This is a genomic window from Sporolactobacillus shoreicorticis (assembly GCF_024125445.1).
Taxonomy (GTDB): Bacteria; Bacillota; Bacilli; order Bacillales; family Sporolactobacillaceae; genus Sporolactobacillus; species Sporolactobacillus shoreicorticis.
In genome coordinates, this window is record NZ_JAMXWM010000021.1 from 1 (window position 1) to 14,491 (window position 14,491).

11 protein-coding genes are annotated in these 14,491 nt (G+C 45.4%); 6 read left to right on the top strand and 5 right to left on the bottom strand.

Going from position 1 to position 14,491, the window contains the following annotated elements; genetic code table 11:
• Positions 1–57: 57 nt before the first annotated feature.
• Positions 58–1,002 (bottom strand): aldo/keto reductase family protein, encoded by a 945-nt coding sequence (locus NIE88_RS15300; protein WP_253063430.1) that lies wholly within the window; start codon positions 1,000–1,002, stop codon positions 58–60.
• A 466-nt stretch (positions 1,003–1,468) separates the two neighbouring features.
• Here NIE88_RS15300 and NIE88_RS15305 point away from each other — a divergent pair, with 466 nt between their 5' ends.
• Together NIE88_RS15305 and NIE88_RS15310 are read left to right on the top strand one after the other, a co-directional pair.
• Entirely contained in the window at positions 1,469–2,485 is a 1,017-nt protein-coding gene (locus NIE88_RS15305; protein WP_253063432.1) for an ATP-binding cassette domain-containing protein, read from the top strand.
• On the top strand, positions 2,482–3,297 hold the full coding sequence (locus tag NIE88_RS15310) for an ABC transporter permease (protein WP_253063434.1): 816 nt from the start codon (positions 2,482–2,484) through the stop codon (positions 3,295–3,297). The genes NIE88_RS15305 and NIE88_RS15310 overlap by 4 nt, the downstream gene beginning before the upstream one ends.
• 304 nt (positions 3,298–3,601) lie before the next feature.
• Here the strand turns inward: NIE88_RS15310 and NIE88_RS15315 are convergent, their stop codons facing one another.
• The gene (locus NIE88_RS15315) at positions 3,602–4,126 is read right to left on the bottom strand and encodes a GNAT family N-acetyltransferase (RefSeq protein WP_253063436.1); all 525 of its coding nucleotides are present in this window, start codon (positions 4,124–4,126) and stop codon (positions 3,602–3,604) included.
• Positions 4,127–4,314: 188 nt separating this feature from the next.
• Between NIE88_RS15315 and NIE88_RS15320 the strand changes: the two genes are divergently transcribed.
• Positions 4,315–4,479, top strand: a complete 165-nt coding sequence (locus NIE88_RS15320) for a hypothetical protein (protein ID WP_253063438.1) — start codon at positions 4,315–4,317, stop codon at positions 4,477–4,479.
• 23 nt (positions 4,480–4,502) lie between these two features.
• Here the strand turns inward: NIE88_RS15320 and NIE88_RS15325 are convergent, their stop codons facing one another.
• Together NIE88_RS15325 and NIE88_RS15330 are read right to left on the bottom strand one after the other, a co-directional pair.
• Entirely contained in the window at positions 4,503–5,495 is a 993-nt protein-coding gene (locus tag NIE88_RS15325; protein WP_253063440.1) for a LacI family DNA-binding transcriptional regulator, read from the bottom strand.
• Positions 5,476–6,984, bottom strand: coding sequence for a sucrose-6-phosphate hydrolase (locus NIE88_RS15330; RefSeq protein ID WP_253063442.1), 1,509 nt, complete (start codon positions 6,982–6,984; stop codon positions 5,476–5,478). The genes NIE88_RS15325 and NIE88_RS15330 overlap by 20 nt, the downstream gene beginning before the upstream one ends.
• 308 nt (positions 6,985–7,292) lie before the next feature.
• Between NIE88_RS15330 and NIE88_RS15335 the strand changes: the two genes are divergently transcribed.
• The 3 genes from NIE88_RS15335 to NIE88_RS15345 are packed head-to-tail and all read left to right on the top strand — an operon-like array spanning position 7,293 to position 11,768.
• Positions 7,293–9,239, top strand: coding sequence for a sucrose-specific PTS transporter subunit IIBC (locus NIE88_RS15335; RefSeq protein WP_253063444.1), 1,947 nt, complete (start codon positions 7,293–7,295; stop codon positions 9,237–9,239).
• 31 nt (positions 9,240–9,270) lie between these two features.
• On the top strand, positions 9,271–10,134 hold the full coding sequence (locus NIE88_RS15340; RefSeq protein WP_290446525.1) for an ROK family protein: 864 nt from the start codon (positions 9,271–9,273) through the stop codon (positions 10,132–10,134).
• 11 nt (positions 10,135–10,145) lie between these two features.
• Positions 10,146–11,768: a glycoside hydrolase family 13 protein gene (locus tag NIE88_RS15345; RefSeq protein ID WP_253063446.1), complete on the top strand. Its 1,623-nt coding sequence runs from the start codon at positions 10,146–10,148 to the stop codon at positions 11,766–11,768.
• Between the two features lie 123 nt (positions 11,769–11,891).
• On the opposite strand, the gene NIE88_RS15350 is transcribed toward NIE88_RS15345, so the two are convergent.
• A complete protein-coding gene (locus tag NIE88_RS15350; RefSeq protein WP_253063448.1) occupies positions 11,892–14,276 on the bottom strand; it encodes a phosphoketolase family protein in 2,385 nt (794 codons plus the stop codon).
• Positions 14,277–14,491 lie beyond the last annotated feature (215 nt).

Sequence of the window (14,491 nt, forward strand, 5' to 3'; positions counted from 1 at the left end):
CTGTTAAAAAGCCGTGTTCCAATTTCTGAACACGGCTGGTACAGTGTGCTTGTTCTATTAAGCGTTTAATATGTTTTTAATATGATTTAATGTCCCTGCATCAAGCGTGACATCGGCAGCTTTAGCGTTATCAACAATTTGGTCGGGTTTGCTGGCGCCGACAACGACGCTGGCAACATTGTCTTGACGAAGAATCCAGGCCAGTGCCAATTGCGCCATGCTGATGCCGAGTTCGATAGCAATTTTCTTAAGTTCGGCGACTTTATTCAAATTTTCTTCTGTCAGATACTCGCGGATGCCGCCTTTGTTTTCAGCTGCTCGGCTTCCTGTTGGGAAATCGTTTAGTGACGTGTACTTTCCGGTCAGAACACCTTGGGCGAGCGGAGACCAGCATACTTGGCTGACTCCGTGCGCCCGACTCGCGGGGATGACCTGATCTTCAATTTTTCGTGCAAGCATATTGTACTTCGATTGATTGGCGACAAAATGGTTGAGCAGCTTCTGATCGGCAATCTGCGCAGCCTCGGTGATTTGTGCTGCGGTCCATTCGCTGACCCCGATGTAGTTGACCTTGCCTTGATGAATCAGGTCGTCGAATGCGCGCAAGGTTTCTTCGATCGGTGTATCTTGATCAAACCGGTGGCAGTAGTAAAGATCAATATAATCGACATCCAGCCGTTTCAGGCTGGCATTCGCCTGCTCCATGATGTGCTTGCGGGACAGCCCGTGATCATTCGGTCCGTCACCCATTGGAAAATAAACCTTTGTTGAAAGCACAATCGATTCACGTGGAAGGGCCTTGATTGCTTTGCCAACCACTTTTTCTGCTTCCCCGCGCATATAGACATTTGCCGTATCGAAGAAATTAATGCCGAGATCGTATGCCTTTAGAATCGTGTTCACCGCGTTTTCGTTTACGACATAGCCTCCGTAGGTCAGCCAGCTGCCAAGACTGACCGTGCTGACCTTAAGGCCGGTGTTGCCGAGACGTCGATAGTTCATGGAAACCCTCCTCAAGCCATATTCGATGATAGCAACCCAATGTACAATTATATGATAGTCCTATAGATTTATAAGGTCTATTAATAGAGGTCCCTCTTGTTCGGGAAGCGTATCGGGGCATTAAAAGATCTCTATCAGCAAGATACGATTTCGAATAATCGGCTGATTTTTCGTCGTCACCGATGCTGAATCTCCGGAACAAATAGTGAATGAAATTTAATAAAGATCAGGTTGTGAACCTTATGTACAGTGGAGAAAGGAGCGGGAAGGCTATGATCCCGCTTCTTTTAATTCTGCGGCACGTAAGCTTGCCTTGTGTTCATCTTCTGTTCATCAATAGCCATTATTATCTGTTTTTGAAGCAGCAGTAAAAAAATCCGTCTGTGGGTGGAGAGCATTCCCGTCGCGCGTTCATTATAAAAAATTTGGTTTCCAATTATAGTAGGAAATACGAGGAGGAATGAAAATGAATGTAAAGAAAAATATGTCGGGCAACGACGAATGGGCTGTTGAAGCACAAGGATTAGTAAAAAAATTCGGTAACAACCATGCTGTTGACGGTGTTGACCTGCATGTGCGTCCGGGGGTGATTTACGGTGTGCTTGGGCCAAATGGAGCAGGAAAGACTACAACTATCAGGATGCTTGCGACTTTATTGCGGCCTGATGCAGGATCGGCAAAAATATTTGGATATGATGTGGTAAAAGATCCGCAAATTGTGCGTCAATTGATCGGAGTAACCGGACAGTACGCTTCAGTTGATGAATCGCTCACAGCAACGGAAAACCTGGTAATTTTTTCTCGGCTTCTCGGCTTAGGACGTGCGGAGGCAAAGAAAAAATCATCTGAGCTACTTGAAGAATTCAGTTTAACTGAAGCAGCAAAACGTCCGTTGAAAAATTTCTCGGGAGGCATGCGCCGCCGTTTGGATCTGGCAGCGAGTCTCATTGCTCAGCCGCCGCTGATTTTCCTCGATGAACCGACGACCGGGCTCGATCCGCGAACGCGCAACCAAATGTGGGAGACCATTCGCCGATTGGTTAAATCGGGATCAACGGTTCTTTTGACCACTCAATATTTGCAGGAGGCCGATGAATTGGCAGACCGAGTTGCGGTGATCGACCGCGGCCGAGTCGTTGCGGAAGGTACGGTAGATGAATTGAAAATGTCCGTTGGTAATGCGTCGCTGCAAATTAGGATTAAGGATCGGCAGGCTCTGAACTCGGCACGCCAGATTGTTGAAAAAGTACTTCAGGCACCATCGGTTATACTGCCTGAGGCGGGAAGAATTACCGCACCGATGGCGGAGGCTGACCGGGTTACTGATCTTCTTATCGCCATGCGTGAAGCAGAGATTAAACTTGCTGAAGTGAGTGTACAAAAACCTTCACTTGATGAAGTTTTTCTGACCATCACCGGCCATAAAGCTGAGGCGTCGCAGAAAACGGAATCTTTGGAGAAAAGTGGGGAGATGAAACAATGATAAACAATTCAATGGTGCCTGTTTCTAAGCGGCAGTTGAAAAAAAATTCAGGTCTCGGTCAGACTGTGCGCAATTCATTAACAATGGCTTATCGAGGATTGCTGAAAATTCGGCGCACACCGGAACAGCTCTTCGATGTCACTTTACAGCCGATCATCTTTACTTTAATGTTTACTTATATCTTCGGAGGCGCGATCTCCGGGAACGTACAGAGCTATTTGCCGGTCATTATTCCCGGCATTCTTGTGCAGACGGTCATTACAACGTCGATTGTTACCGGTGTGCAGCTGCGCGAGGATATGGATAAAGGTGTATTTGACCGATTCAAGTCGCTGCCGATCGCACGTATTGCTCCATTAGCCGGTGCATTGCTGGCGGATACTATCCGCTACACGATTGCAACGGTGCTCACATTTGCGATGGGGTACATCATGGGTTATCGTCCCGACGGCGGCCTGGGCAATGTCATTTTTGCCGGAGTGCTTGTGATTGTGTGTTCATGGGCAATGAGCTGGATTTTTGCCTTCTTCGGTGTCATCGCACGTACAGCTTCCAGCGTACAGGGAATCTCAATGCTTGTTCTGTTCCCGCTTACGTTTCTCTCCAATGCATTTGTGCCCGTAAAGACGATGCCCGGCTGGCTTCGGTGGTTTGCAAATGTTAATCCGGTCTCGCATCTCATTACAGCGGTCCGTCATTTAACAAATTCCGGTTCGGTCGGCTGGGATTTCGCCGCTACCCTGATAGGAGCGGCGGTGGTTGTGATCATTTTTGCGCCGCTTACTGTTCGTGCATACATGCGCCGGACATGAGTTCATAGGTTTTATAATCAATACGCCGGATGCTCATGACTCATCAAGATTCATGGCGTACCATTACTTGCTGCAAAAGGGCGATTGGTTTGCGCCGGAGTTACTTGGATTATTCTTGCTATTTTACCACTGATTTTTTGGGCTTCCTGCTTAAATGTTCGTAGTGATCGCATGGATAGTCACTAATAAAATATATAGTTACAAATTGGTATTGCCGGATGATTCGGAAATAGCAAGTCCTGCGGATAAGAAGCATTAATAAAAAGCAGTCGGAGTGTCACCGGCTGCTTTTGTTCCTTTGGTGTTATGCATCTAACAAAAGCTGGTAGGCCCATCGCTTTCCATTCGGCATGTCCAGATGAACGATGCCGCGATACGCGAATCCTGCTTGTTTGATGATATGCTGCATGCGGGGATTTTCGGGATGCGTATCAATTCTGATGTCGCTATAGCCCATCAGAGCCGCCGCGGTGATGAGAAATTCCATGAGCGGAGAAGCTAAATGACGGCCGCGAAAATCAGAAGAAAGCGCTACTCGATGAATGGATACATAGGCGGATGCGTGCGTTTGAATCCACGAGCCTGACTCAATGGCCTCATAAGCGGGCTCTATTTTCTTGAAAATGACTCCGGTACCTGCAACTTGTCTGTTAACAATCAGCACATAACTGATTTCCTGGGCTATATCCTCTTGCAAGGTTGCATCGTCCGGATACCCGTCCTGCCATTGATCAATTCCGTCATCCTTTAACAAGCGTTTCGCCTGATCAATAATTTTTTTGATCTCTGGGAAATCATGGCTGGTCGCTTTACGTAAATAAGTAGTCAAACGTGGTCCCCCTATCGATTCATGCCTGTTGCAAAAAAGTTCGTGTATGCTCATTATAGGATACAGGTTCAGTAAGTGGCAATGGATACGCCCGTGTTCGGCGAGGCAATGATCTTGTGAAATGCGGCAGAACTTGCAGTAAACGCCGGGTCCGTCAATAAGCGTTTAGAAAAAACGGAGGAATGAATGTGGATAAAAAAGAACGTGCGACCATAATGGGTATTGGAGTCATCGGTGGATTGATCACCGGCTTTGTTTTTAAAACGGTGTATCCATGTCTCGTGTCAGGTATCCTAGTGTCGGCGATCATCACGGTCATGCTGACCCAGAAGCAAAAAAAGATCCGGGAGTAGCAACCGGATCTTTTTTGTGTCGATTAATCGAATTGTGAACTGGATTGATTGCGAATGAGTTTCACAGGCAGTACATAGTGATGTTTCAATTCGGTTTTTTCATCCTCAATGCGTTGCAGCAGAAGCTCAACAAGCAGTTCACCCATGTCGTTTATTGGCTGAGCAATGGTTGTCAATTCGGGGTGATAATTTTGGATAAATTGAGTGCCGTCGTACCCAATGACTTTTAAATCTTGGGGAACGCGCAGACCCAGTTCCCTTGCCTGCCGTAAAACAATGAGCGCAGTGAGATCATCGGTGCAAAAGATACCATCGATGGAATCAGTTGTTAAAATTTGTTTAATCAGAAGCGCTTTAACTGTTGCCGTCATTGAAGATGAGATTACTTTTTCATGGGCAGTCAGGTTTAGTCGTTCCATGGTCTCCAGGTAACCGGTGCGCCGTCTGTCGGTTGGACTGTTTGGCGTCTTGCTGCTGGCAAAAAGGTAAATCGTACGCGCGCCGTTTTGATAAAGTTCCTGAGTAGCCAGCACTGCTCCTTGGTAGTTATCGGAACTGACAATCGGAATGGTGTCTGACAAATACCGATCAAAAGAAATAATCGGAAGACCGACCTTTTCATATTCCTTGATTCCGAGATTATGTGCGCCGGCGATGATTCCATCAACTTGATTGGCGATCAGCATATTCAAATAAACGCGTTCTTTTTCTTTATTATCTGCGCTGTTACACAAAATGGTTTTATAACCTAATTTGAAGAGCTTGTTCTCAATTTTTTCGACGAGCTCTCCGAAGAAGGGGTTGCTTACTGAAGAAAAGAGCACACCAATCAGATTGGTTTGCTTCCCATGAAGTGAGCGTGCAATAGAGTTGGGCTGATAGTTCAGCTCCTTCATTGCTTCAAATACTTTGTTTTTTGTTTTTTCACTTAGGTATCCGTGGTTGTTGATCACACGAGATACGGTTGTCGGAGAAACACCGGCTTCTCGGGCAACATCATTTAGTTTTGGCCTCACTGTTGATTATCCTTTTCCGTGTTAGTCTCCAATAATCATAATTATAATCTAAATGAGAGTCGGTCTCCAAGGATATTTGCGTTTGATTGTCGTCGGGAAAGAAACGGGCGGTCAGTACTTTAAACCCGTGATTCACGAAGATTTCGGCAATCGAGTGATCAATAAAGATTTGAAGGTGCACAGGTTGGCGCTTTGGAATCGTCGTCGTGCGCGTTGTTCCGTATTCTTCAGCAAAAAGAACCCCGGAATGCCCACGATCAAGTGTCAGTATACCGTTTTCAAAATCAATAGTCAGGTCAAGTGATTGTGTTCCGTTATTTGCTAATGCTAATCGGCAGCCTCCTGTGCCGGACAGATCAATGTCGAGTTCATAGGCGGGCATGCAGTCCTTGGCGATCACTTGAGATTGCCTGCTAAGCGTCCCGTGAGACTGGTTGTGTTCTGTGCGCAAAGCTGCTGTTTCGCGTACCGGGTTTTGATAGAGACGTCCGTCTTTAATCGATAATTCTTTAACAAAGCTTAGGCAATGTGCCCAGCCATATTGATCCGTCGGATAGCCAATTTCAGGCAAACCCACCCAGCTGACGGCAAGTGCGCGGCCGTCCGGTGCGTTGAATGCCTGAGTCGCGTAGCAATCGAATCCTTCATCAAGGTTATGAAGCGGATGCTTTGAAGTGAATGTGGGCCTATCTAAATTAACTTGGTCACCGACAAGAAAAACATTAGGGTAAATATTTTTATAATTAAGAATCTGTTCATCTAGCCCCTGTGGACAGAAAATGAGTACGGGTTTTTCATCAATAAATAGGAGATTAGGACATTCGATCATATAACCGAGCGATTGATCAGTAAGCGGCAGGGTTCCGAGAAAGCGCCATTGAGATAAGTCATCCGACTTATAGACTACAATTTCGCCGTCCAGCCGATCATTTTGAGCGCCTATAAGCGCGTAATAATGATCATTATGGCGAATGATTTGCGGATCTCTGAAATGATCGGTATAGTGATTCGGCTGATGCGCGATCATGGGTGACTTTATTTTTTCAATTTTATTATTCTTATCCATCCAAGCGCCGATCTGATAAGGATAGCGCTGCCAGCCTTTGTCGCGAACATTGCCGGTGTACATAATGAAAAGTTTGTCATTGACCGGCAGTGCGGACCCAGAGTAGCAGCCATGGCTGTCGTAGGGCGTATCCGGAATCATCGCCAATCCATGCTCTTCCCAATGCGTGAGATCGCTTGATGTGAGATGGTACCACGCCTTCAAGCCATGAACGGGTCCCATCGGATAATTTTGATAGAATAGGTGCCATTGATCGTTGTAATAAGAAAATCCGTTAGGATCGTTTAAAAGACCGCTTTTCGGTTGTATATGAACGTCCATTCTCCATGGTGAGTGCCGCACTTGATCCACCAGAGCAAATTTCTCCTGTTCGGACCAGTCGTCGAACTTCTTATATCTTAGTGCTCGATCCCATTCCGTCATGCCATGAACCCCCTAATATTAGAAAACTTGGCTTCGCCAAGCCTCTAGCGAAGGCGAAGACTTAGCTGCACGTACACTAAATTCCTCTAAATTTTTATACTTTGCAAAGAAAGGTTATCTTTACTTGAAATGTACCTTAAATATCTATTTGTGTCAAACGTATTGCAGGATATAAGCCATTAAAATAATAACTTAATTATAATTTGTATTTTTTATGACGTACGATTGACATATTGAAAAAATGGAGTATATTATAAATAAAGCGTTTTCAATTAATGCGAATTCATTTTTCTGAAAGGGTGTTCAACATGAATCACGAAAAAGTTGCTCAGGATGTATTGAACGCACTTAACGGTAAGGAGAATATTCAAGCGGCTGCTCATTGTGCTACTCGGCTGCGTCTGGTCATTAAAGATGAGACTAAGATTGATCAAGCGGCACTTGATGAGCATCCTGATGTTAAAGGAACGTTTAAGACCAATGGTCAGTTTCAGATTATTATCGGTCCCGGTGATGTAGATAAGGTGTATGATGCGTTGATTAAGCAGGCGGACCTCCCTGACATGACAAAAGAAGATGTTAATCAGGAATCATCCGGAGCAAAAGGAAATCTGTTTATGCGATTTGTCAAAGTGCTTTCCGATATCTTTGTTCCAATTATTCCCGCACTTGTTGCCGGCGGTTTGCTGATGGCCCTGAACAATGTTTTAACGGCGGAGCATCTGTTCACAGCAAGGTCGATTGTTGAGATTTATCCGGGTCTAAAGGATATTGCTGCTTTTATTAATACATTGTCGGCAGCCCCATTTACTTTCTTACCTATTCTGATTGGTTTCTCAGCGACCAAGCGCTTTGGCGGAAATCCCTATCTTGGCGCGGCGATGGGAATGATCATGGTTTCACCGGCGCTCACAAGCGGTTATGAAGTCGTGAGTGCGGCCGCCTCCGGAAAGCTTGCTTTTTGGAATCTCTTTGGATTAAACGTTGCTCAGGCCGGATATCAGGGGACAGTGCTTCCGGTTCTCGTCGTTTCTTTTATTTTGGCTAAGCTTGAGAAGTTCTTTCATAAACGTATCTCAAAAGCATTTGATTTCACCTTTACACCGATGCTTGCCATTATTATTACAGGATTCCTAACCTTTATTTTTGTCGGACCGGTAATGCGAAATGTCAGCGACGGTTTAACGAACGGCATTATGTGGCTTTATAATACAACAGGTCCGATTGGAACAATGGTGTTCGGCTTTTTCTATTCCGCTATCGTCATTACCGGACTTCACCAAAGCTTTCCGGCTATTGAAACGCAGCTGCTGGCAGATGTAGCGAAAACCGGAGGATCTTTTGTTTTCCCAATTGCATCGATGGCTAATATTGCGCAAGGGGCGGCATGTCTTGCTGTGTTCTTTATCACAAAGAGTAAGAAACAAAAAAGTCTGGCATCCTCATCAAGTATTTCAGCAATGCTCGGAATCACCGAACCAGCAATTTTCGGTGTAAATCTTAAATTGAAATATCCATTCTTTTGCGCAATGATTGCTTCAGGTATCGCCTCGATTTTTGTTGGATTGTTTCATGTCCTGTCAGTTTCCATGGGACCGGCGAGTGTGATCGGATTCATCTGTATTCGTTCTCAATCAATTGCTTCCTTCTTATTAAGCGGATTGATCAGCTTTGTGATTGCTTTCGCGGCGACTTATATCTATGGCAAGCGTGCGATGACGATTGAAGCAGTCACCACTGCGGATGGTGCTGAGGTTGAGGAATTTGAAGCGGCAGATTCAGTAAAGGCAGCTGTTCAAGATGAAATCATTTATGCGCCCGCGACAGGTGAACCGATCAGCCTTAAAGAAGTAAAGGATAAAGTTTTCTCATCTGAATTCATGGGAAGAGGAGCTGCGGTTATTCCGGAGAATGGGGATGTCTTTGCGCCTTGTGACGGTGTGTTGACGGTCGCGTATCCGACGCACCATGCGTATGGATTCAGAACGGAAACTGGCGCGGAGATACTCGTGCACATTGGTATTGATACGGTAAACTTAAACGGACAGCATTTTGAAGGCTATGTGGCACAAAATCAGCAGATTACAAAGGGTACGAAGCTCTGCACGTTTGATCTGAATGAAATAAAAGCCCTTGGCTATGATCCTACGATTATTACGGTGGTGACCAATACGGCGGCCTATGCTTCGGTTGAGCGGATTACTCATGAGCATGTGGTGCCGGGCAGCCCACTAATTGCTGTGACAGGGAAGTAACTTTTTAAATCGCGTTCGGGAGTGGAATTTCATGATATTAGCTTCAATTGAAGCAGGCGGTACAAAATTTATCGCCTCGGTCGGTGACGAGCAAATAAGGATTATCGATACGCTCACAGTGCCGACGACGAAACCTGAAGAAACGATGAAGCCAATCATCGCGTTCTTTAATCAGTATTCGATTGATGCGATCGGAGTCGGTTCATTCGGACCAATCGATGTAAATCGGAACTCTGAGACCTATGGTTATATCACATCGACACCAAAGCCCTTTTGGAAAGATTTCAATTTTGTCGGCAGCCTGAAGACGCACTTTGATGTACCGATTGCTTGGACGACTGATGTGAATGCGGCGGGCTATGCGGAATATATTTTGGGGAATGCGAAAGGAACGCAGAGCTGCCTGTATTTAACGGTTGGAACCGGAATAGGCGGCGGGTTTATCAATCAGGGACGAATGCTGAATGCGTACAGCCATCCGGAAATGGGCCATCTCTTAATCAGACGGCATCCCAACGACATGTATGTGGGTAATTGCCCGTTCCATAAGGATTGTCTGGAAGGTATGGCTTCCGGCCCTGCTGTTGAAAAACGCTGGGGGAAAAAGGGTATCAAGCTGGCCGAGCGATTTGAAGTTTGGGAGCTAGAGGCCTACTACCTTGCACAGGCATTGGTCAGCTACACGCTCGTCCTGCGTCCGGAACGTATTATTTTAGGCGGCGGAATTATGAAGCAGAAGCAGATTTTTCAGTTGATTCGTCAACAATTTGGACAACTGCTCAATGATTACGTTGCGGTTCTGGATTTAGAGCGTTATATTCAGCCGGTCGGACTCAATGACCAGGCAGGGATTATCGGCGGATTCCTGCTCGCAAGAAAAGAGCTAACGGACTAAAGGAGTTTATCATGGAAAAAAATTGGTGGAAACGCAGTGTCGTTTATCAAATTTATCCTAAGAGCTTTTTGGACAGTAATCAGGACGGAATCGGAGATTTAAACGGCATTATTCGCAAACTCGATTATATTCAAAAATTAGGCGCGGATGTGCTCTGGTTATGTCCGGTGTATCAGTCGCCGCAGGTCGATAACGGCTATGACATCAGTGATTACACGCAAATATCCGAGCTGTACGGCACGATGAACGACATGGAAAATCTGATTCAGGCATGTACCGTGCGAGGTATAAAGCTGATTATGGATCTGGTCGTCAATCATACATCGGATCAGCATCCGTGGTTTATTCAATCAAGAAAATCAAAGGATAATCCGTATCGTGATTTTTACATTTGGCGGGATAAACCGAATGAATTAACGTCAAATTTCGGCGGATCAGCCTGGGAATACGATGAACGGACCGGTCAGTACTACTTGCATTTTTATAGTAAACAGCAGCCCGATTTGAATTGGGAAAATCCAAACATGCGTGAAGCGATTTATAAGATGATGAATCAATGGATCGATAAAGGCGTGAGCGGATTTCGGATGGACGTGATTGATTTAATCGGCAAGCAGCCCGACAAAGGAATCAAGGAGAACGGACCCAAGCTGCACGACTATCTGAGAGAAATGAACAGGAAAACCTTTGGGGCGAAGCATTTGCTGACCGTGGGTGAAACATGGGGGGCGACACCGGAGATCGGCCATCTGTATTCGGATGAAGAGCGCAACGAGTTGAGTATGGTTTTTCAATTTGAACCAATGAATTTAGACAAACAACCGGGCAAACATCGATGGGATTTGAAAAGACTGGACTTGGTTGATCTCAAAGATGTGATGACCAAGTGGCAGAAATCATTTGCTTCGAGTGGATGGAACAGCTTGTTTTGGAACAATCATGACCTGCCGCGCATTGTTTCGCGTTGGGGGAATGACGGAATTTATCGTGAGTTATCCGCGAAGATGCTCGCTACTTTATTGCATGGCATGAAGGGCACGCCTTATATCTATCAGGGTGAAGAGATCGGGATGACCAATGTAAAATTTACGTCTATTGAAGATTATCCGGATATTGAGACGCAGAACATGTATCATGAGCGGCTTGCCTCAGGGTATGCCGAACAGGACATCATGCGCTCCATTCAAATGAAGGCGAGGGACAATGCGCGGACGCCGATGCAGTGGGATGACAGCGACTACGCAGGATTTTCATCCGTGCGTCCTTGGATGAAGGTCAATCCTAATTACCGCCAAATTAATGTTTCACAAAGCCTAAATGATCCAAATTCCGTGTTTTATCATTATCAGAAGCTGATCGCGCTTAGGAAGGAACACGCCATTTTCACGGAGGGATCCTACGAATTAATCGATCGTGACCATCCCAATGTATACGCTTATAAACGCGCGTCGGATGATCAGGAACTGCTCGTTGTATGCAACTTTTATGAACAGCCGGCGGTATTTAATTACTCTGTGGAAGGTGCTTATGATCTTCATATTTTAATCAGTAATTATCCGGATTCACCGCATCAGTTAGAGACCTGCACGCTGCGTCCTTATGAAGCGGTTATTTATAAATTGCAGCACAGGTGAAGTACTGTAGGTTGATACAGCTTAAATTTTATATGAATGCTGCAGTGCTTTTGCGAACTATAATTAAAACCCGCCTCGATCATTAAATGAAATGATCGAGGCGGGTTTCTTGCTGAAATTCCTTTAGTTTAATGGCGTCCATTTCCAACTTGCCACTTCAGGTAAATCTGCACCTTCCTCGCGAATGTAGCGATTGTGTTTGGCAATCATGTGATCCATTTGCGCGATGAACGCATCGCTTTTCTCTGCGTAGTTCGGCTGCAGCATAACTGCCGCTTTGGCAAGGTGAAAACGATCCAGATGGTTCAGCACACGCATGTCGAACGGAGTGGTAATATCACCGTTTTCACGATAGCCATGGACGGTCAGATTGGTGTTGTGACGGCCAAAGAACAGGTCTTCAATTAAATCTTCATAGCCATGGAAAGCAAAGAGTATCGGCTTACTTTTTGTAAAATAGTGATCAAACACTTCATCGGTTAATCCGCGCGGGCTCTTTCTCGGACTTTTCAGCTTCAAAACATCCACTACATTAACGAAGCGAATTTTCATTTCGGGGAATGCCTGATGAAGCAGCTGAATTGCAGCGAGACTTTCAAGAGTCGGTTCCGTACCGGAGCTCGCAATGACGAGATCAGTCTCAGTTCCCTGATCGGTACTTGCCCAATCAATGATTCCGAGTCCGTTATCGACCAGTTCCGAAGCTTCGTCAATCGAAAACCACTGTTGACGCGGATGCTTTGACGCAATGACCAGGTTAATCTTATTCCGGCTGTGAAACATTTTATTTGTGACAGCGAGCAATGTGTTGGCGTCTGCCGGTAAATATTCGCGAACATATTCATGCTTTTTTTCAGCAAGATGTGAGAGCAGTCCCGGATCTTGGTGGGAATAGCCATTGTGATCCTGTTGAAAAACTGTGGATGAAGCAATGACATTTAAGGATGGATAAGATTTTCGCCAGGAAAGCTCATTTGATTTGCGCAGCCATTTGAAATGTTGCGTGAGCATCGAATCAACAACTCTCAAGAATGATTCGTAGCTGGCAAAGAAACCGTGGCGGCCGGTCAAGGTGTACCCTTCAAGCCAGCCTTCTGCCTGATGTTCGGAAAGCTGCGCATCCAGAACGCGTCCCGACGGCGCTACAAATTCGTCACGGGGTTCATCAACCTCACCCAGCCACTGGCGATTGGTCACTTCAAAGACAGCGCCTAAACGATTGGATGCGGTCTCATCCGGACCGAATACTCGGAAATTATCAGGATTCAAGGAAATAATATCACGCACATAGCTTCCGAAAACCAGCATATCCTGAGCTGTTTTTTCTCCGCGTTCTTTAAAATCAATCGCATAATCGCGGTAATTCGGCAGGCGAAGGTCACGCGGATCGACGCCGCCGTTGGTAATGGGATTCGTAGACATACGTTTCGTTCCTTTAGGAATGATCCGTTTTATATCAGATTTCAAAGAGCCGTCCTGATTGAAAAGTTCTTCCGGTTTGTAAGACTTAAGCCAGTGGATTAATGCATCCACATGCTCTAAATGCTGCTGGTCAACCGGAATCGGAATCTGATGTGATCTGAAGGAATCTTCGACCGGCTTTCCTTCCCAAGATTTCGGACCGGTCCAGCCTTTCGGACTTCGGAAAATCAACAGCGGCCATTTAGGAAGGGTCGTATCATTATTTTCTCGCGCATTTTTTTGAATGTCTTTAATCCTTTCAACGATTTGATCCAAAGCCTGCGCCATTGCCGGATGAACCAATTGCGGATCACTGCCTTCGACAAAATAAGCTTCCCAGCCCATACCTTCAAAGTATTTTGCTAAGTCCTGATCCGATGTTCTAGAGAAAATAGTCGGATTACTTAACTTGTAACCATTGATGTAGAGAATGGGCAAAATGGCACCGTCATGGATTGGGTTAATGAAATGATTGGCATGCCAAGAGGTCGCAAGCGGACCGGTTTCTGCTTCACCGTCACCAATCACAGCTGCGGCAATTTGATCCGGGTTATCGAGAATTGCGCCAATCGCATGAGACACTGAATAACCGAGTTCGCCGCCTTCATGGATTGATCCCGGTGTTTCAGGAGCCGCATGTGACGCAACGCCGCCGGGCCAGGAAAATTGTTTGAAGAGACGCTGAATACCGGCTTTATCTTGCGAGATAGTCGGATAAATTTCGCTGTAGCTGCCGTCAAGGTAGGCATTTGATACCATCACCTGTCCGCCGTGACCAGGTCCCTCAATGTAAAACATGTTTAAATTGTATTTATTGATAATCCGATTAAGATGAGCGTAGATGAAATTCTGCCCGGATATGGTCCCCCAGTGGCCAATCGGATGCCTTTTAATATCACTTGGTACAATCGGACGATCAAGCAGCGGGTTATCTTTTAAGTAGATTTGACCGATGGACAGATAGTTCGCAGCACGCCAATAGCGATCCACCAGACTCAGATAGGCTTTTGAAGAATAATCCATTGATTTTTCTGTGGACTCGATCATTTGAAAAGACTCCTTCCAAAATTAAATTTATTATAGTCTTAAATGACATGTAATCCTAGTATGAGTAAAAGTATGAAATACAATTAAAGGCTAGTATGAATTTTTGTGAAATGTTTCACTTTGAACGTAACGATATGCTCCTGTTTAAATGCAGAGACCAAAGATCAAACCATTTCCCCTTTCTTTGAATCCGCTTTATAGAAAACGCATTCATT